This is a genomic window from Pseudoalteromonas sp. S1609, assembly GCF_005887255.1.
Classification (GTDB): domain Bacteria; phylum Pseudomonadota; class Gammaproteobacteria; order Enterobacterales; family Alteromonadaceae; genus Pseudoalteromonas.
The window spans coordinates 20951-41555 of the sequence record NZ_PNDJ01000045.1 but is presented as its reverse complement, the minus strand read 5'-3'; the positions used below and the strand labels follow the sequence as shown (position 1 = coordinate 41555).

Annotated in this window: 18 protein-coding genes; 15 read left to right on the top strand and 3 right to left on the bottom strand. The window is 40.8% G+C overall.

Annotated features, from left to right (window positions below; all coding sequences use genetic code 11):
- Positions 1–158: FAD-dependent oxidoreductase (locus CWB76_RS12965; protein WP_138608165.1), on the bottom strand; the 158-nt coding region annotated here is incomplete at its 3' end.
- Positions 159–402: 244 nt separating this feature from the next.
- Between CWB76_RS12965 and rpoE the strand changes: the two genes are divergently transcribed.
- From rpoE to pdxJ, 10 genes are all read left to right on the top strand, one after another.
- Positions 403–984 (top strand): RNA polymerase sigma factor RpoE, encoded by a 582-nt coding sequence (rpoE, locus tag CWB76_RS12960; protein WP_138608167.1) that lies wholly within the window; start codon positions 403–405, stop codon positions 982–984.
- 1 nt (position 985) lies between these two features.
- Positions 986–1609 (top strand): sigma-E factor negative regulatory protein, encoded by a 624-nt coding sequence (locus CWB76_RS12955; protein ID WP_138608163.1) that lies wholly within the window; start codon positions 986–988, stop codon positions 1607–1609.
- 4 nt (positions 1610–1613) lie between these two features.
- Entirely contained in the window at positions 1614–2567 is a 954-nt protein-coding gene (locus tag CWB76_RS12950) for a MucB/RseB C-terminal domain-containing protein (protein WP_138608161.1), read from the top strand.
- Entirely contained in the window at positions 2568–3017 is a 450-nt protein-coding gene (locus CWB76_RS12945; protein ID WP_138608159.1) for a SoxR reducing system RseC family protein, read from the top strand.
- Positions 3018–3138: 121 nt separating this feature from the next.
- Positions 3139–4926: a translation elongation factor 4 gene (gene lepA / locus CWB76_RS12940; protein ID WP_138608157.1), complete on the top strand. Its 1788-nt coding sequence runs from the start codon at positions 3139–3141 to the stop codon at positions 4924–4926.
- 18 nt (positions 4927–4944) lie between these two features.
- Positions 4945–5880, top strand: coding sequence for a signal peptidase I (gene lepB, locus CWB76_RS12935; RefSeq protein ID WP_138608155.1), 936 nt, complete (start codon positions 4945–4947; stop codon positions 5878–5880).
- 2 nt (positions 5881–5882) lie between these two features.
- Positions 5883–6560: a ribonuclease III gene (gene rnc / locus CWB76_RS12930; protein ID WP_008466504.1), complete on the top strand. Its 678-nt coding sequence runs from the start codon at positions 5883–5885 to the stop codon at positions 6558–6560.
- Positions 6550–7482 (top strand): GTPase Era, encoded by a 933-nt coding sequence (era, locus tag CWB76_RS12925; RefSeq protein WP_138596050.1) that lies wholly within the window; start codon positions 6550–6552, stop codon positions 7480–7482. Before rnc ends, era begins: the two co-directional genes overlap by 11 nt.
- Positions 7483–7502: 20 nt before the next feature.
- Positions 7503–8195, top strand: a complete 693-nt coding sequence (gene recO, locus CWB76_RS12920; protein ID WP_138608154.1) for a DNA repair protein RecO — start codon at positions 7503–7505, stop codon at positions 8193–8195.
- 21 nt (positions 8196–8216) lie between these two features.
- Positions 8217–8948, top strand: coding sequence for a pyridoxine 5'-phosphate synthase (gene pdxJ, locus CWB76_RS12915; protein ID WP_010387803.1), 732 nt, complete (start codon positions 8217–8219; stop codon positions 8946–8948).
- Positions 8949–8976: 28 nt separating this feature from the next.
- On the opposite strand, the gene barA is transcribed toward pdxJ, so the two are convergent.
- Positions 8977–11763 carry a two-component sensor histidine kinase BarA gene (barA, locus tag CWB76_RS12910; protein ID WP_171039633.1) on the bottom strand — a complete coding sequence of 929 codons (2787 nt, stop codon included), beginning with the start codon at positions 11761–11763 and terminating at the stop codon, positions 8977–8979.
- 102 nt (positions 11764–11865) lie between these two features.
- Between barA and rlmD the strand changes: the two genes are divergently transcribed.
- The 5 genes from rlmD to eno all read left to right on the top strand — a co-directional run bounded on the left by rlmD (position 11866) and on the right by eno (position 19353).
- Positions 11866–13191, top strand: a complete 1326-nt coding sequence (gene rlmD, locus CWB76_RS12905) for a 23S rRNA (uracil(1939)-C(5))-methyltransferase RlmD (RefSeq protein WP_138608150.1) — start codon at positions 11866–11868, stop codon at positions 13189–13191.
- 8 nt (positions 13192–13199) lie between these two features.
- Complete coding sequence (gene relA / locus CWB76_RS12900; protein ID WP_138608148.1) at positions 13200–15356, top strand: GTP diphosphokinase; 2157 nt, start codon at positions 13200–13202, stop codon at positions 15354–15356.
- Positions 15337–16158, top strand: coding sequence for a nucleoside triphosphate pyrophosphohydrolase (gene mazG / locus CWB76_RS12895; RefSeq protein ID WP_138608146.1), 822 nt, complete (start codon positions 15337–15339; stop codon positions 16156–16158). The genes relA and mazG overlap by 20 nt, the downstream gene beginning before the upstream one ends.
- Positions 16159–16319: 161 nt before the next feature.
- Positions 16320–17954: a CTP synthase gene (pyrG, locus tag CWB76_RS12890; RefSeq protein WP_138608144.1), complete on the top strand. Its 1635-nt coding sequence runs from the start codon at positions 16320–16322 to the stop codon at positions 17952–17954.
- 100 nt (positions 17955–18054) lie between these two features.
- The gene (gene eno, locus CWB76_RS12885) at positions 18055–19353 is read left to right on the top strand and encodes a phosphopyruvate hydratase (RefSeq protein ID WP_138608142.1); all 1299 of its coding nucleotides are present in this window, start codon (positions 18055–18057) and stop codon (positions 19351–19353) included.
- A 164-nt stretch (positions 19354–19517) separates the two neighbouring features.
- On the opposite strand, the gene mutH is transcribed toward eno, so the two are convergent.
- Entirely contained in the window at positions 19518–20189 is a 672-nt protein-coding gene (gene mutH, locus CWB76_RS12880; RefSeq protein ID WP_138608140.1) for a DNA mismatch repair endonuclease MutH, read from the bottom strand.
- Positions 20190–20605: the final 416 nt, after the last annotated feature.

Genomic DNA, 20605 nt, shown 5'->3' with positions numbered 1-20605 from the left:
ATTCCGCCTTGGGCGTAAAGAGTAGAACCTTCGGTTAATTCACCTTTACTGATCACGGTAACGTTACAGTAATTAGCCAAAGATAAAGCAAGTGATAAGCCTGCTGCGCCGCTACCAATAATAGCGACATCGGTAATGTGATGTTTATTTTGGTTCATCTGTGAGGTACTTTGCGGTTACAATGCTCAGATAGAGCAATATTTATTTTTAATACTTACAGTTGTACCATATTTGTTGAACTACTACTAAGTGGTTTTAGCGTATAAACGCGTAATTTGTAGCTATTTTATAAAAAAACAATATGAGTCAGAACTTTTTATTCATCTAGGGGTCAGAGTAGGTGTGAACAATGGCGACACTATGAATAATAAGCAAGAATCAATCAGAGGAGTACCGGCTCGAATGAGCGAGCAGGAATTAGATTTAGCGTTAGTGAAAAGGGTCCAGCAGGGAGATAAAAACGCCTTTAACCTATTAGTTAAGAAGTATCAGAACAAAATAGCCGGTTTGATCTCACGTTATGTATCAAATCAAGGTGACATTGCTGATGTAGCACAAGAAGCGTTTATCAAAGCGTATCGTGCCCTTCCAAACTTTCGTGGTGATAGTGCTTTTTATACTTGGCTTTACCGTATCGCCGTTAATTGTGCTAAAAATTATTTAGTGGCTCAAGGGCGTAAACCGCCAGCAAATGATATAGATGCTGACGATGCCGAGTTTTATGAAGGTGCAGATTCAATGCGTTCTAACGCGTCACCTGAAAATTTACTATTAAGCGAAGAAGTCCGCGCTGTTATTTTTAATACGATTGATAGTTTGCCTGAAGATCTTAAAACCGCGATTACTTTTAGAGAAATTGAGGGTATGAGCTATGAAGAAATAGCCGTGGTTATGGATTGCCCAGTCGGGACGGTACGTTCGCGTATTTTTCGTGCCCGTGAAGCAATTGATAATAAATTAAACCCATTGATAGGCGAGTCTTAGTATGACAAAAGCACACGTTAACCGCTTAGATAACGAATCGTTATCAGCATTACTTGACGGTGAACAAACATTAAAGGATGCAACTATTGCATCGGATGATGTAGCTACGTTTGGCCGTTACGCGTTAATTGGTGATGCAATGCGAGCTAAAGAAAATAACAATAATATGGACTTTGATATTAGCGAACGCATTTCGTTAGCACTTGAGAGCGAGCCCGTTTATGCAGACTTTAGCCAGTCTCACAATGTGGCTACCGCTTCTAATACCGAAACAGGTAATAAAGTAGTGGCGTTTAATTGGCGTAAACCGGTTGCCCAACTAGCAATTGCTGCGAGCGTAGCAATGTTTACTATCGTTGGCGTGAACACCTTACCGCAAGGTGAAGATGCTGTGCAAAACGAAATTCCTTTATTGCAAACCACGCCGTTAACCGGCATGGCGTCGCCTGTAAGCTACTCATCAGCACCTGCACTTGATAACGCAGAGCAAGGTTTACGAGAGCTTCAGCAGCAACGCATTGGCGCATTAGTACTTGAACATCAACGTCAAGCGCGAGTGGCTCATTCGTTAAAAACAGCTAAAACAGCTAAAACAGATGAAACATCCCCAGAGGAAAAAAACTAATTAGATGAAAGTAATTACTTTTATTATGTCATTGGTGCTGAGTTTTAATACTTTTGCCAATGACACAAACCCTGCTAAAGATTTACTGCTTGAAATGGCAAGTGCAGTTCACACTCGTAATTTCGACGCCTCTTTTGTTGTTGTTAAGGGTAAAAGTATGGAGCCCTACCGCTGGGTGCATGCTAAACAAGGTGATATAGAGCTAGAGCATTTAAGTTTGCTTAATGGTGCAGGCCTTGAAATGATCCGCATTGACGATCAAGTTACCTACTTTGAGCCACAATCAGAACCTTACTCGTTAACAACTGACTCGATTGCAGGCCCCATCCCAGAAGTCTTATTTAAAGATATTAACCGCTTAAGTGCGCATTATGATTTTGTGCTTGGTGGTAAAGGCCGTATTGCGGGGCGTCCTGCTCAGCTGGTTCGAATTGAATCTAAAAACGATGACAAATATAACTATTGGATTTGGATTGATACTGAGTCGTCTTTATTGTTGAAAGCCGCCTATGTGAATCACCAAGGCGAAGCGCTAGAGCAATTACAACTTACCCACATTAGCGTAACTGAGCAACCGGCAAGCTTATTATTAGAAGTACTTAATCGTAATTTTCCAACACCATTACCCGCTAATTCAATTGATGAACAAAGCAAAGCAAATGCTATGAATTGGACTATTGGATGGCTACCTGAAGGGTTTGAATTACTCAAGTCCGATAGACATAAGCTCGACTTAAACAATGAATTAACAGATTACTATTTATTCTCTGATGGATTTGTTGAGGTCTCAGTATTTATACAACGGCCACTACCAGGTAAGCGTTTAAGCGGAGCTCTGACCTCAGGAGCCACCACTATTTATGTGCACAACGGCGGAAATTTTGATGTGTCTGTGGTGGGGAATATACCAACCATGAGCGCCAAAGCGATTGCTGAGTCTGTTTCACGGGCGTTATAAATGATAGAACAAACGTTAACCGTCGTGGCCCTTAGTGGCCACGTTGCGCATTTAGAAGCCCAACAAAAACAGGCATGTGAAGGCTGTAATGGACGTTGTGGCTCTCAAGTGTTTAGTAAGTTATTTGGTACTGCCAAAAAAACCTTGCCCTACAAATTTGAAACGCAATTAGAGGTGGGGCAAAAAGTGACCTTGTCACTGGATGATAGCCATGTTGTAAAACATGCCTTTGCCGTTTACATGCTGCCCTTATTTTTAAGTTTAATATTCGCCTTATTGGCTAGTGAATTAATACAATTAGCCGAAGGCTGGCAAATTTTAGCTGCGATATTAGGTGGCATCACCGGCTTCTTAATTGCTAAAACATGGGTGAAATCACTTAGACATGAGATTAAAGTGATAAAAATTCATCCAATTAGCCTTCCTTTAACTCAAATAGATGGTGATTGACGCCAATTAAATGTAAAATTGCGTTTTTATGCCACAGTAACTTGAAAATGCACAGCAAGTATTTTCAAGTTATTTAGGCATGCGACCTTAGTCCTTAAAATAGAAGTTTAGAATCCAGTTTATGAAGCATATCCGTAATTTTTCGATCATCGCCCACATTGACCATGGTAAATCGACCCTTTCTGACCGTTTGATCCAAGTTTGTGGTGGTTTAACCGACCGTGAAATGCAGAAGCAGGTTCTGGATTCAATGGATATTGAACGTGAACGTGGCATTACCATCAAGGCGCAAAGTGTAACGTTAAACTACAAGGCAAACGATGGTGAAACCTACCAGCTCAACTTTATCGACACTCCTGGTCATGTTGACTTTACTTATGAAGTATCACGCTCACTAGCTGCCTGTGAAGGCGCATTATTGGTTGTTGATGCTGGCCAAGGTGTTGAAGCACAAACATTAGCTAACTGTTATACCGCCATCGAAATGGACTTAGAAGTTATACCGGTTCTAAATAAAATTGATTTACCGCAAGCTGACCCATTACGTGTAGCCGAAGAAATTGAAGACATCATTGGTATTGATGCCCTTGATGCCGTGCAATGTAGTGCTAAAACAGGTGTGGGTATTGCCGAAGTACTTGAAATGATCGTTAAAGATGTACCGCCACCCGTTGGTGAAAAAGACGAGCCATTACAAGCGCTAATTATCGATTCTTGGTTTGACCCGTACCAAGGCGTTGTATCGCTAGTGCGTATCAAACATGGCGAACTTCGCGCGGGCGACAAAATTAAAATCATGTCAAACGAGAACGTACATACCGCAGATCATGTGGGGATTTTTACGCCTAAACAAACTAACACCGGTATTTTACGTACCGGTGAAGTAGGGTTTGTTATTGCAGGTATTAAAGAAATACACGGTGCACCGGTGGGCGATACCATTACTCATCAAAAAAATGCGGCACCAGAGCGCTTACCCGGTTTTCAAAAAATTAAACCACAAGTTTATGCGGGTATGTTCCCAATTGCGTCGGATGATTACGAGTCATTCCGCGATGCACTTAACAAACTAAGCTTAAACGATGCGTCGTTATTCTTTGAACCAGAAAACTCAACCGCATTAGGGTTTGGTTTCCGTTGTGGCTTCTTAGGTATGCTGCACATGGAAATTATTCAAGAGCGTTTAGAGCGTGAATACGACATTGATTTAATCACCACAGCACCAACGGTTATTTATGAGGTAGTGACTAAAGAGGGCACTACACAAATAGATAACCCGTCTGACCTACCAGCTGTAAACGATATTTTAGAAATACGTGAGCCAGTAGTAGAAGCTAATATTTTAGTACCGCAAGAGTACTTAGGTAGCGTAATCACTTTATGTGTTGATAAGCGCGGTATGCAAACTAAAATGAGCTACCATGGTAAGCAAGTTGCAGTAACGTACGAACTGCCAATGGCTGAAGTGGTAATGGATTTCTTTGATAAGTTAAAATCAACCAGTCGTGGCTTTGCGTCGCTTGATTATAACTTTAAGCACTTCCAAACCTCAGACATGGTTCGTGTAGATATACTCATCAATAGCGAGCGTGTTGATGCTCTAGCTATTATTGTACACCGCGATAGCGCGCAGTCTCGTGGTCGTCAGCTTGCTGATGCGCTAAAAGAGCTTATACCACGTCAAATGTTTGATATTGCGATTCAAGCAGCAATTGGTCAGCATGTAATCGCGCGCACAACCGTGAAGCAGCTTCGTAAAAACGTAATCGCGAAGTGTTACGGTGGTGACGTGAGTCGTAAGAAAAAATTACTTCAAAAACAAAAAGATGGTAAAAAGCGAATGAAGCAACTTGGTAACGTTGAAGTGCCTCAAGAAGCGTTCTTAGCCATTTTAAAAGTTGGTAAATAAAAAATAAAGGGATAATAAATGGCTGGCTACTTTTCAGTTTTATTGGTGTTATTAACCTTAGGCTCAGGCCTAATATGGTTAATAGATCACTTAATGTTTGCCCCTAAAAGGCAAGAACGTTTGGCACTTGCACAGACTTCTGCCGGTGGCCAACTTGATGAAGAAACCGCAGCATTGATTGCGCCTGAGCCAGTCATTACTGAAACAGCAAAGTCGATTTTTCCGATGATTGCTGCTATCACTATTTTTAGATCGTTTATTTTTGAGCCGTTTCAGATCCCATCGGGTTCGATGATGCCAACCTTATTAGTAGGCGATTTTATTTTAGTGCAAAAGTATTCTTATGGAATTAAAGACCCAGTATGGCGTAGCCAGTTAGTGGATGTGAGCGAACCAGAGCGTGGCGATATTGTTGTTTTTAAATACCCATTAGATGAAAGAGTTGATTATATTAAACGCGCTATAGGCTTACCTGGCGATAAAATTGTTTATCGCGATAAGCGTTTATATATTCAACCAAAATGTGAAGAAGGCGAAGTTCAAAAAGGCGCGCTTCTTTGCAACGAATTCAATAAAATTGATTTTAAATTAATTAATGATGATGAATTTATGCAAGGCCCAATGGCTTTAGCGCGTTTAAATGAAGATTTAACGACCTCTAGCCATGATATTTTAATCAACCCAAAATCGCCTGAACGTAAAGGGCGTTACTACCAGCAATTGGGCACTCCTGCAGATGAATGGGTGGTGCCTGCTGATCATTACTTTATGATGGGTGACAATCGCGATAACAGCCAAGATAGTCGCTTTTGGGGCTTTGTACCAAAAGAAAACTTGGTGGGTAAAGCTGTCTTTATATGGATGAGTTTTGAATTTGATAATGGCCCAGATGACATTTTACCAGGATGGGTTCCAACTGGTGTTCGTTTTGAACGCCTAGGTAATATTCAGTAACAATGAAAAAAAATGTAACAGAGTTATACAAAAGAATTGGCTACACATTTGCTGATCAAGGCCTACTTGAGCAAGCAATGACGCACCGCAGCCACAAAGGTCAACACAACGAGCGACTCGAATTTTTGGGCGACTCGATTTTGAGCTTTGTAATTGCCAATGCCTTGTACGCTAAATTTCCTAAAGCACGTGAAGGCGATTTAAGCCGCATGCGTTCGACTTTAGTTCGCGGCCAGACGTTAGCTGAATTTGGCCTTGAGTTTGAGCTAGGTGATTACCTGCGTTTAGGCCCTGGCGAGCTAAAAAGTGGCGGGTTTAGACGCGAGTCGACCCTAGCAGATGCAGTGGAAGCTATAATTGGCGCTGTATTTTTAGATTCAGACATTGATCGTTGCGGCGAGCTTATTTTAGCGTGGTATGAATCACGTTTAGATGCTATTTCACCAGGGCTTAACCAAAAAGATCCTAAGACCCTGCTGCAAGAGTATTTGCAAGCTCGTAAGCTATCATTACCTGGCTATACTGTAGTAGACACTAAAGGTCAGGCACACAATCAAACATTCACGGTTGAATGTATCGTTGATGGAATGGATAGCATTATTTCTGTTGGCAGCTCAAGGCGTAAAGCCGAACAAAAAGCGGCCGAAAAAGCATTGAAGATACTTAAAAATGAATCTTGATACCTTAATACAGCCTCATGAAGGCGAAATAGACACATTTTGTGGCATGGTTGCGATTGTTGGCCGTCCTAATGTGGGTAAATCAACCTTGCTTAATGAGATTATTGAGCAAAAAGTCAGTATTACCTCACGTAAGCCACAAACCACGCGCCATCGTATTATGGGTATTCATACCGAGGGTAAACACCAAGCGGTGTACGTAGATACCCCAGGTCTGCATGTTGAAGAAAAGCGCGCCATTAACCGTTTAATGAACCGCGCAGCGTCGAGCTCAATTGGCGATGTTGAACTGATTATTTTTGTTGTTGAAGGCACCCATTGGAATGCCGATGACGAGATGGTACTAAACAAAGTGAGCCAAAGTGGCAAGCCGGTATTGTTAGTTATTAACAAAATTGACCAAGTGAAAGATCGTGACCTTGTACTGCCACACATGAAATTCTTAGGCGATAAGTTTGACTTTATAGGCATTATGCCTGTCTCTGCGACTCAGGGTAAAAACATTAACCTGATCAAAGAAGAAGTAACTAAACGTTTACCGCCGTGCGAATTTTATTTTCCGGATGACTACGTTACCGACCGCTCAATGCGCTTTATGGCTGCTGAAGTGATCCGTGAAAAGCTTATGCGCTTTATGGGTGAGGAACTACCTTACTCAGTGACTGTGGAAATAGAACAGTTTAAATGGCAAGAAAACGGCGTTTGGCACATCAATGGCCTTATTTTGGTTGAGCGTGAAACGCAAAAGCGCATGGTTATCGGTAACAAAGGCGAAAAGCTAAAAGTGATCGGCCGTGAAGCGCGTAAAGACCTAGAAGAAATGCTTGAAAATAAAGTATTTTTAGAACTATGGGTTAAAGTAAAATCGGGCTGGGCTGACGATGAACGTGCCTTAAGAAGCTTAGGCTACGGTGAAGATTAATAAGTATCGAATAGCCTAATATGGACAGCGACTTTTACAAAGCCTATTTATTACATCGACGTCCTTATAGTGACTCGCAAGTAATGTTAGATATGCTGGTAGAAGGCGTTGGCCAGCTTAGAATGCTCGCTCGAGTTAGTGGCCGCCAGGCCACTAAACATAAAGCTCAATTGCAACCATTTCAATCCTTACTCGTCCATTACAATGGCAAATACGATTTAAAATATATTAATAAATTTGAGCTCTACGGCAACCCGTTATTTCTAACTGGTGATAAGCTTTATTGTGGCTTTTATTTAAATGAGCTAACTAATCGCATTGTGCCGATTAATGAGCCCATTGATCAAGTTTTTCAACTTTATAATACACACCTAGAAAATCTTAATAGTGGTACTGACATGCAAGCAGTGCTGCGCTCTTATGAATTTCAATTATTAGAGCTGCTAGGGTATGGAGTCGATTTTAGTTTTGATGCGGACGGTGAGCCAATTGACGAGGCACAAACGTATAGTTACTTCGCAGAAGTAGGGTTTTCAGTGCAACATGACACGCGTTCTGGATTTACCGGTTCACAACTTAATGCCATAGCAAATCATGACTTTAGCCAAGCGGATGTGTTATATATGGCAAAGCAATTAAGTCGTTATTTATTAAAGCCATTATTGGGCAATAAGCCATTAAAAAGTCGTGAGTTATTTATTAGCTCTCAATAAACAAATTTCACAGGTACAAACATGAAAGATATTCTTCTAGGCGTGAATGTAGATCATATTGCAACGCTTCGCCAAGCTCGAGGTACTTCTTACCCTGATCCAGCCCATGCAGCCAGTGTTGCAGAGCATGCCGGTGCTGATGGTATTACGATTCATTTACGCGAAGACCGCAGACACATTCAAGACCGCGATGTGTATGTGATGGCTAAAACCATTCAAACACGCATGAACCTTGAAACCGCAGTAACCGATGAAATGATTGCGATTGCACTTGAGGTTAAACCTGAATATGTATGCTTAGTACCTGAAAAACGTGAAGAGCTTACTACCGAAGGCGGCTTAGATGTAGCGGGTAATATTGATAAAATAGCCGCAGCGACTAAAACTCTAACGCAAGCCGGTATTAAAGTGTCATTGTTTATAGATGCCGATAAAGCGCAGTTAGACGCGGCAAAAGCCTGTGGTGCGCCTTATGTTGAAATTCATACCGGAGCCTATGCCGATGCCACCAACGATGAAGATACAGCAAAAGAGCTTGAACACATCCGCCAAGGCGTTAAGTATGCAGCGAGTATTGGCTTAATTGTTAATGCCGGCCATGGTTTGCACTACCACAACGTGAAGCCAATTGCAGCGATGCCAGAGATTTACGAGCTTAATATTGGTCACGCTATTATTGCCCGTGCAGCGATTGATGGCTTAGATAAAGCGGTGCGTGATATGAAACGCTTAATGCTTGAAGCCCGCGCTTAGAATTGTAAATAACAATAGACAAGACGAGCTACAGCTCGTCTTTTTTATTGTTGTTATCAATGTTGGCATCAACAAGTAAGTTTTCCAGCTCGTCTTGAAGTTCAAACAGTTCGGGCTCTATATTATCAAGTACGCACTCATTTTTTAGTGACGTTTCGATCGTTTCCGCCAATGTTTTTAATTTTGGTACACCAGTATAGCAACACGCTCCATGAAATTTATGGATCACGCTGAGTACTTGAGGGCAGTCATTGCTGACTATTGCTTGATTTAATAAGTTTAGGGTTTCGGGCACGCTTAATAACAGCATGTTGAGCATTTCATTGGCTAATTCAGGTTTACCGCCAGCACGTTGCAGCGCCAACGCCCAATCAAGCCGAGTGCTATTAAAAGGCGCTGTGCTATGTTCAAATGTGTTTTTTGACTTATCACGGCTTACAGGTAATTGCGGGCTATGATCGCAAATAACTTGATTGAGCATATCTTCGTCAATTGGCTTGGTTAAATAGCCTTCAAAACCATCTTTTAATAATTGTTCTTTTTCACTATTGAGTGCATGCGCAGTTACGGCAATAATAGGTGTATCTTCATTTAAAGATGACTCTTTAATGAGTTTACAGGCTGTAATGCCATCCATTATCGGCATTTGAATATCCATAAAAATCACATCATATTTATGACTTTTACTTAGGCTATAAGCTTGTGAACCATTATGGGCAGTATCAATCAATTCCACCTGTTCGTTTAGTAGGGTGTATATTAATTTTAAATTAGCGTCGTTATCATCTACCACTAATACTTTTAATGGCAGTAGAGTTTGTTCATGCTGATCTATGTTATGCGCCGGGTGATCAAGTCGATAGGGTGCGGCTAATAACTCACATAATTTACGATGGTTGAGCGGTTTACTTAAACAGGCATCTGCACCGCTGCCTATAAAAGCTTCACGCATATTGTGCGATACAGTATTAAGCATTAAATATAAATAATCGGTTGATTCTCTAACCGCTTTTACATAGCTTTTTAAGCGCTGCATATCATCAACTGATGCCATGTGACCAATAAGGCATATATCAAAATTAATCTCTGATTTCTCGATACACTCTAAAAATTCACTTTCGCTATGACATCGAGTGACGCTAATTTTCCACTCTTGTAATAATGAAACAACGGCATGATGAGTATGCTTATGTGGCTCTAGGTAAAGCACACGTTTACCAATTAATGATTGGGTAGGCAAATCGTTGATAAATACATGATTTGGTAATCTAAATACGCCATTAAAGGTAAAGCATGTGCCACTGCCTGGAGCTGAATTTAAAGTAATACGGCCATTCATTGCTTCAACAATATGTTTAGTAATAATAAGCCCTAAGCCAGTGCCACCAAATTTACGGGTAATACTAGAGTCGGCTTGGCCAAAGGCGGTAAATAACGCGTCTTGTTTATCGGCAGGAATACCCACCCCGGTGTCAGCAACCGACACTAAAATGGAAGTTTGCTCCTCATCTAATAAACGATGGCTAATATCGACTTTAATAGCGCCTTTTTCAGTAAATTTTATCGCGTTACTTAACAAGTTAATAAGCACTTGTTTAAATCGAGTGGGGTCGCCGGTTAAGTGATCGGGCACCTGAGGATTTATATAAATAGAAAGCTCAAGTTGTTTGTCGTGAGCGCTAGGTGCCAGTAATGTCATCACTTCGTTTACGCTATCGCGTAATTGAAATTGAATTGACTCTAGCTCCATAGCACCCGCTTCTAATTTGGAGAAGTCCAATATATCGCTAATAATGGTCAGTAAGCTGTTTGCTGAAAGCTCAATGGTATCAAGGTAATCTTTTTGGTTTTTATTTAGCGGTGTTTTATAAAGCTGGCGAGTAAAGCCAATAACCCCATTAAGTGGTGTGCGTAATTCATGACTCATTTTTGCTAAAAAGTCAGACTTAACGCGGTTAGCATCTTGGGCTTCTTTTTTAGCCATAGTGAGCTGTATATTTTGTGTTTCGTATTGCTCAAGCGTTTCGCGGTAATCACTAGTTGCTTGATCAATATTTTTTTGCATTTCATCTTTTTGCATCACCATAGAGTGGGATATGGTATTGAGTCCTTCACGCAATAGTTCAAACTCACCATTCATGGGCTCAGTTAAGCCTGTTTGTCTTTTACCTTCAATTAACCTGTCGGTAGCAAGTACTAACTTATTTAGCGGTGTCATAAACATACGGCTAAGTTTTAGTGCTAAAATAGCAGCTAATACTAAGGCGAGAATAATAATAATACCGCTGACTAATAATGCGCGTTGCTGGCCAATAACAGCTTTGTCGCGATTAAGTTGGATCACCACGGTACCTAATGTGGTCTGAAACTCAGAAGTATTCCAGTCGCTATTGGGTGTTGTATGGTTAATGATAGGGGTAAAAAAAGTCACTAACTCTTCAGTTTGCTGAACATGTGTGGCTTTAAAACTGTCAATTTGCGTTTGCTCAATTAAGGTATCGAACGAGCGATGATAATTACTGGTTATAATAAGTTGGTTGTTATCATTAAAAATAGCAATTGATTTGACCGCTGGTGAGTGTTTGTTATGTGTATAACGAATAACACGGTTAAGTAGTTTTTTATTTTTTTCCAGTAAAGGTTGTTCAAGAGCAATCGCTAAAGGCTCAGAAATTGTTGTGCCTTGTTGATATAAAATTTCATCAAGCTCAATGTAACGATTTATTGTAAAATAACCACCTAGTAATAGCCCAATGATCACTGTGGGGATCAGGGTGAGTGTTAAAACAGAATCGCGCAAGCCTAGTTTGGTCATAATCTGAGCATTATTATCATTTTTATTAAATGTGAGTATATACATACTCATAGCTATTCTCAAAGTAGAGACGTAATTCATCAACCTTTAAGGTAATGCCTCATGGCACAAATATTTAAAGCAAAGAAAAAACCACTACAACAGCAATCGCTTGAACTCGATATTACAGCAATGGATCACCATGGCCGTGGTATTGCTAAGTACAATAATAAAGTGTGTTTTGTTAGTGGAGCATTACCTGGGGAGCGAGTAAAAGCTAAGTTAGTTGATGATAAAGCACGTTACAGCCAAGCTGATACGCTTAAAATAATTAAAGCCAGTGAATATCGCACAGTTCCTATTTGCGAGCATTACAGCCAGTGTGGAGGTTGCCAGCTACAGCATTTAGATGCCACACAGCAGGTAATTGAAAAGCAAGCAGCGGTGAATCAATTATTTGCCAAGTTTGCAAAATTAACCGATTTAAACTGGCAAGCTCCGCTGCTAAGCCAAGCAACTCATTATCGACGCAGTGCTCGGATTGCTGTTATGTTCGATAAGGCTGCAAAAAAAATGCGGGTAGGCTACAGAGCAAATGCTTCTAAAAGTATTGTTAGTATTAATCAGTGCCCAGTATTAAGTGACGCATTTGCCGAGGTATTTAATGTCTTTGATAAAGTCATTAATCAACACAAGGCGCTGCACAGCATTAGTCATTTACAGTTATGTGCCGCTGATGAACAATATTTTATTGTTATTCGCCATACCAAAGCCATTTCACCCCATGATAAGGCGTTTGTTGAGCAAAGTGTAATAGCTCATAATTGGCAATTAGTGTGGCAAAGTGACAGTGATACTATTGATCATTCACATTTAGCTATGCCATTTTATAAACTTGAGCAGTTAAATATAACGTTTGAATTTGGGCTCAGTAACTTTATTCAGGTTAACGCGAGTGTAAATCAAGCGATGCTGCTTCAAGCTGCAAACTGGTTAGCACTTCAAGGTGATGAAAATGTTCTGGATTTATTTTGTGGTATTGGTAACTTCTCTTTAGTGCTAGCCAAACAAGCTAAAACAGTAACAGGAATTGAGGGCGTGACTTCGGCGGTTGCATTAGCAACACAAAATGCGCACACTAACTCTATTACTAATACCCAGTTTCATTGTTTTGATTTAACCACGAGCATTAAGAAAGCGCCGTGGTTTAATAAAGAATTAGATGTTTTAGTGCTTGACCCTTCACGCACTGGTGCGATGGCAGTTTTAGAGCAGCTTCCATTAACGCAGTTTAAAGCGATTTTATACGTTTCTTGCGACCCTGTTACTTTAGCCCGTGACAGCGCTATTATTTCGCAAGCCGGCTTTGAGCTGAATAAAATAGGGCTAATGAATATGTTTCCTCACACGGGGCATATCGAAACTATGGCGTTATTTCAACGGAGGTAAAGCGCATTATGGTAGCGACACGTCAATCTCATCAACATGACAAAGCGGGTGACTTTTTTTCGCGCGTAGAATCTCTTGATTTGTCTCAGGAAAAAATTAGCTTACTCAACAAAGCGCAGCAGCTTTGCCAAACGTGCGATAACAGCGAGCGACAAAATACCGCTATAGAAATGGTAGAGATTTTAGTTGAGCTAAATTTAGATGCTGACTCTTTAGCCACAGCCTATTTAACCCCTTATTATTTAAATGATGTAGTGAGCATTGATGCGGTAGAAGAGCATTTAGGCAACCATGTTGCAGTACTGCTTACAGGTGTGTCACAAATGGCGACCATAAGTACCTTAGCTCATCAAGGCAACGGCACTGTGCAAGTCGATAATATTCGCCGGATGCTGCTTGCTATGGTGGAAGATGTGCGCGCTGTGGTGATTAAATTAGCCGAACAGGTTTGCCATTTACGCAACGTCAAAGATGCCGCAGAAGAAGAGCGAGTAGTTGCCGCCAAAGAGACCGCTGATATATTTGCACCACTTGCGAATCGTCTTGGTATTGGTCAATTAAAATGGGAGCTTGAGGATTTAGCTTTTCGTTATTTGCACCCCGATATTTATAAAAATATTGCTAAGCAACTCGATGATAAGCGCCTTGCCCGTGAAGCGTATATGGTTGATATGGTTGAACAGGTCAAACAACGCCTCCATGAAGCGGGTATTAAAGCTGAGGTGTACGGCAGGCCAAAACATATCTACAGCATTTACAAAAAAATGGCGAAAAAGAACTACGAGTTTGATCAGCTGTTTGACATACGCGCCATGCGAATTGTGGTTGAACGATTACAAGATTGCTACGGCGCCCTAGGCATAGTGCATACTAATTGGCGTCATTTAAATAAAGAGTTTGACGATTACGTTGCAACCCCAAAACAAAATGGCTATCAATCTATTCATACGGTTGTGTTTGGTCCTGAGGGTAAAACCGTTGAAATTCAAATACGAACGCACGACATGCATCAAGATGCAGAGCTGGGTGTCGCCGCGCATTGGATGTACAAAGAAGGCGCATTACCAGGGCGTGGTTCAGGCTATGAGCAAAAAATTAGCTGGTTGCGTAAATTACTGCAATGGCAAGAAGAAGTGGTTGATGGCAGCGATTTAGCACAAGAGCTTAAAAACCAAGTGGTTGAAGATCGTGTGTATGTGTTTACCCCTCGAGGCGATATTTTTGACTTACCACTGGGAGCAACGCCTCTTGATTTTGCTTACTACATTCACTCCAATGTAGGGCATCGATGTATTGGCGCAAAAATATTTGGCAAAATAGTGCCATTTACTCATCAGTTAAGCACTGGTGACCAAGTTGAAATACTAACCCAAAAGCAGCCAAACCCAAGCCGTGATTGGTTAAATCCATCGTTAGGTTACATTAAATCGTCTCGCGCTAGAGCCAAAATTCACCATTGGTTTAAACAGCTCGACCGCGATAAAAATTTAAGTGCGGGTAAAGAGATTCTTGATAGTGAGTTACAAAAATTAGAGCTAACTTATAAAGATTTAGACCCCGCTATAAAGCGTTTTAATTTTAGAGAACTTGATGACTTAATGGTCGCTATTGGCGCAGGCGATATTCGTCTTAACCAAATGCTTAACTTTATTACTGACAGAACAGAGCATGAGCCGGTAATTCGTTTCAAATCGCCTAGTAAAGTGACTGGTGATAAAAACGGTATTGTAGTGGATGGGGTCGGCAGTTTAATGAGCCATGTTGCTCGTTGTTGTCGCCCAGTACCTGGTGATGAAATCATTGGTTATATTACTCAAGGACGCGGTATTGCGGTGCACCGAGAGGATTGTGATTCGTTTAGTAATTTAAAAAACAAGCACCCCGAGCGTGTTATTTCAGTGAGTTGGTCAGATGATATTAGTAGCTCTTACGCCTTAACTATTCGTATTGAAGCCAGTGATCGTTCTGGCTTAATTCGTGACATCAGTTCTGCACTTGCCAATGAAAAAGTTAATGTGCTCAATATGAACGTAAACACGGTTGATAGCACTCAAACTGCTATTTTTGTGATGCAAATTGAAGTGCATGACTTACAGGGCACTAATAAAGTGCTGTCTAAGCTACATCAGATCGAAGGGGTACACAGTGCAAAACGAGGGCAGTAATCAGGCTAACAATGAGGCTTTAAGCCAACTGCTGGAAATAATGCAAACACTGAGAAACCCTGAGGGCGGATGCCCTTGGGATCTCAAGCAAACGTTTGCGTCAATCGTACCTCACACTCTTGAAGAAGCCTATGAAGTGGCTGATTGTATTGAGCGCGACGATTTAAGTGAACTGAAAGGTGAACTAGGTGATCTGTTATTTCAAATCGTGTTTTATGCGCAACTAGCGCAAGAGCAGCAATTATTTGATTTTAACGATGTGGTAAACACGTTAAATGAGAAGCTAGTGCGCCGTCATCCGTATGTATTTTCATCGCAAGACACACCCACAACTGATGCCGAATTAGCTGCGCAATGGCAAGCAATAAAAGCACAAGAGCGTGCTACTAGACCCCAAGATAAAAGCTCAACACTTTGGCAAGATATACCAAACAGTTTACCTAGCTTAACAAAAGCTAAAAAAATTCAACAACGTGTAGCTGCTTTAGGCTTTGATTGGCCTACTTATCATGGCGCTATAGATAAAGTGAGTGAGGAAGTTGAGGAGGTGAAAGAAGCCTTAGCTCATAACCCGTACTCAGCGCATACAGCAGAAGAGCTAGGTGATTTGTTGTTTGCTACCGTGAATGTAGCGCGCCATGTTAAACGGGATCCAGAGCAATTGCTTCGTAGTGCCAACGATAAGTTTTCTGCACGATTTGAAAAGGTGCAAAATTACTTAATTGCCCAGGGTAAATGTATTGAGTCAGCGTCTTTAGAGGAAATGGATGCGGCATGGGATGCGATAAAAAAAATTAAATAAATAGGGACATAAAAAATGTCTGTTTTTTGTGCACAGATTTGCCATTTATAGCTGGATTGCTCAGCCATGTTTTGGTACAATTTCGCCCCGTCTTGTTTATATTCCAAAATCACTTGTTTGGGTATTATATTCCTTTTAATTCCTGATATTCTAGGGTTCGCATGAGTACAAAATTTATCTTCGTTACTGGCGGAGTTGTTTCTTCGTTGGGTAAAGGTATTGCAGCAGCATCATTGGCCGCTATTTTAGAAGCCCGTGGCTTAGATGTTACCATTCTAAAGCTGGATCCTTACATCAACGTTGACCCAGGCACAATGAGCCCAATTCAACACGGTGAAGTATACGTTACCGAAGACGGCGCAGAAACGGACCTTGATTTAGGTCACTACGAACGTTTTATTCGCACCAAAATGACCAGCCGTAACAACTTTACGCAAGGGCGCGTATATGAAGATGTACTGCGTCGTGAAAGACGTGGTGAATATCTTGGCGCAACTATTCAGGTTATTCCTCATATTACCAATGACATTAAGCAACGTGTTTATGATGGCGCAGAAGGCCATGATATAGCAATCGTTGAAATTGGTGGTACGGTAGGCGATATTGAATCACAACCATTTATCGAAGCAATTCGTCAAATGGGTACAGAAATTGGTCGTGAACGCGCACTTTTCATTCACTTAACGCTAGTGCCATTCTTAGGCCCTGCCGGTGAAGTGAAAACAAAACCAACTCAGCACTCAGTTAAAGAGTTACGCTCGGTAGGTATTCAACCAGATATTCTTATTTGTCGCTCAGACCGTAAGCTGCCAAATAACGAGCGTGCAAAAATTGCATTGTTCACAAACGTTGAAGAAAAAGCAGTTATTTCACTGCCTGATGTAGACAGTATTTATAAAATCCCTGCGTTATTAAAATCGCAAGAGTTAGATAACTTTGTATGTCGTCGTTTTCATTTAGACGCGCCTGAAGCAGATTTAGCTGAGTGGGAACAAGTATTGTATCAAGAGTCTAACCCAACGGGTGAAGTGACAATTGGTATGGTAGGTAAATACATTGAATTACCAGATGCATACAAATCAGTAAACGAAGCATTAAAGCATGCGGGACTGAAGAATCGTTTAACTATTAATATCCAATACGTTGATTCACAAGACATAGAAACCAAAGGAACTGATGTACTTTCTCGTTTAGATGCTATTTTAGTACCGGGCGGTTTTGGTGGTCGTGGTGTTGAAGGTAAGATCTTAGCGGCTAAATATGCCCGTGAAAACAAAGTGCCTTACCTAGGTATTTGTTTAGGTATGCAGGTTGCGCTTATTGAATACGCACGAAATGTTGCTGGTTTAGTTGATGCAAACTCAACTGAATTTAACGCAAATTCAGAGTCACCAGTGGTTGGTTTAATTACCGAGTGGTTAGATGCTGAAGGTAATGTTGAACTACGTGACGAAAAGTCTGATTTAGGTGGCACTATGCGTTTAGGCGCACAAAAATGTCATTTAACACCAGGCTCTAAGGTGCATGGCGTGTATGGCAGCGACGAGATTGTTGAACGTCATCGTCACCGTTATGAAGTTAACAACAACTTTGTAGCACAGCTTGAGCAAGCTGGTTTGAGCTTTACAGGTTTATCTGAAGATAAAAAACTAGTAGAGATTATTGAGAATAAAGATCACCCTTGGTTTATTGCAGCGCAATTCCACCCGGAATTCACTTCAACACCACGTGATGGTCACCCGCTATTTGAAGGGTTTGTAGCTGCGGCTCATACCTATCAAAAAGCGTCTTCGTAATATAAAAAGGCTGTGCATGATGCGCGGCCTTTTTTGTTTCTAAGGCTAGCCAAACTCAGGTTAGCCGCACTCACCATTTTGGGAATATAGAGGAATCAAGATGTCAGAAATCGTAAAAGTAATCGGTCGTGAAATTATGGACTCGCGTGGTAACCCAACTGTTGAAGCTGAGGTATATTTAGCTGATGGTTCATGGGGCCGTGCTGCTGCACCTTCAGGTGCATCTACAGGAACTCGCGAAGCATTAGAATTACGTGATGGTGATAAAGCGCGTTACTTAGGTAAAGGCGTATTAAAAGCGGTTGGCTTCATTAATAATGAAATTGCAGAAGCGCTAAAAGGTCAAAACGCACTTGCTCAAAGTGATGTAGACCAAGTAATGCTTGATTTAGATGGTACTGAAAACAAAGAAAAACTAGGTGCTAATGCTATTTTAGCGGTTTCACTTGCTAACGCAAAAGCGGCTGCGCAATCTAAAAAAGTAGAGCTATACGAGCACATTGCTGACATAAATGGCACGCCAGGTGTTTACTCTATGCCACTACCAATGATGAACATCATCAACGGCGGTGAGCACGCTGATAACTCAGTAGATATTCAAGAATTTATGGTTCAGCCAGTAGGTGCAACTAACTTCCGTGAAGCATTGCGTATGGGTGCTGAAGTATTTCATAGCCTAGCTAAGGTACTTAAAGCGGATGGCCATTCAACAGCTGTAGGTGACGAAGGTGGTTTTGCACCAAACCTTGCATCAAACGAAGCAGCGCTTGCAGCCATTAAAGTAGCAGTTGCAAATGCCGGTTATGAGCTTGGTAAAGATATTACCCTTGCACTTGATTGTGCGGCCTCTGAGTTTTATAACAAAGAAGCAAATATCTATGACCTTAAAGGTGAAGGTAAGCAATTTACATCTGAAGAGTTTAACCACTTCTTAAAAGATTTAACTGAGCAATACCCAATTGTATCAATCGAAGATGGTTTAGATGAGTCTGATTGGGATGGCTTTGCACACCAAACCAAACTAATGGGCGATAAAGTTCAATTAGTGGGTGATGACTTATTCGTAACCAATACTAAGATTTTAAAACGCGGTATTGATAACGGTATTGCCAATTCAATCTTAATTAAATTTAACCAAATTGGTTCATTAACAGAGACGTTAGCTGCAATCAAAATGGCAAAAGATGCAGGTTTTACAGTGGTTATTTCTCACCGCTCTGGTGAAACTGAAGATGCAACTATTGCTGATTTAGCAGTAGGTACTGCTGCAGGTCAAATTAAAACGGGTTCATTAAGCCGTTCAGATCGTGTTGCTAAGTACAACCAATTGCTACGTATTGAAGAGCAATTAGGCGCTAAAGCATCGTACAATGGTTTAAAAGAAGTTAAAGGTCAGTAATATTTATTTTTAACTCCGGTTAAGGTAAATGTTTAACTTTGATTTATAAATCCCCGCCCATGCGGGGATTTTTTGTAAAAAATAGCAAAAAAGGACAAAGAAACTGGCTACGAGCATCGAGCTACGGGCGTTAAATAAGCCTAACGTTAGTTACTTTTCATCAATTAAAGCTGAAATTGCTGCTTTAAAATCTCGCCGGTAAAACTGGTTTTTAAGTAAAAACCACGCGGCAAGGTTTTAATTATTTTCCCATTTGGGCCTATGGCATCGGTAACAATATGGCTATTGGCTGCTTTTGGGCGTATTTGCATTACATCCCCTAAATGACCTGAAATTTCATCAACTCTACCAAGGGCTATAAGCTCCATTTGTTCTTCCCAGTCTCGCTGCAATTGTGCATCTTGCGCGGGGGAAGGTTGCCATAAAAAGCCACTGCCAATGGTTCTATCAAACGGTGCTATATCGCGTTCGCCTAAAATAGGTAGCCATAAAACATGATTCAACTTTTTTCGAACATTACTTGAGTGCCAGGTCGTACCGGTTACATTTATTAACGGGGTTACCGACACAAACGTGGTTTCTAATGGTTTGCCTTTATATGAAATGGGCAGTGTTTTAAGTTCTATGCCTAAATCTTCAAAGTCGGGGAGCGGTTTTGAACCAGCGGTTGCGCCTAATACATACTCAATCAGTTGACCTGTCCAGCCTTTTTCACGCAATAAATCATCTGGCGTTTTAAAATGGTACTGCTGTGCTAGTTGTCCAAGTGTGAGCCCTGCAATATTATTGACACGTTGCATTAGTTGATTAATTGAATGAGGTTTTAAAGGTTGCATACTGTTAATTTAGTTGAATAAATACCAACGCCATGATAGCAAATTAGCTTGATAGTGGATATCTTTAGCGGTTGGTTGATTTTTATACGTGCTGTGATTGGTGCAATTTTATGCACTGCTTTAAAACGCTAAAATTAACTAAGTAACTGAACTACATTGTTTTTTTTGTTTTTGGTGTTCAGTTTTAATTAAGGTCTATAATTGTTGTAAGGATAAATACAGATGTATGAACATGTTTATCCACAGATTCTGTGGAGAACATCACTTTTTTGATCTTGTATTGTGGATTTGTTTGCTAAATGAGCGTGTTTTACAAAAGTTATGCACAAGCTGTGAGTAACCAGCACAAACAGTGTGGTTTTTATGTATTTACGTATGGCTGTGTTGTTTGTTATTCACATGCAATGGATTTCGCC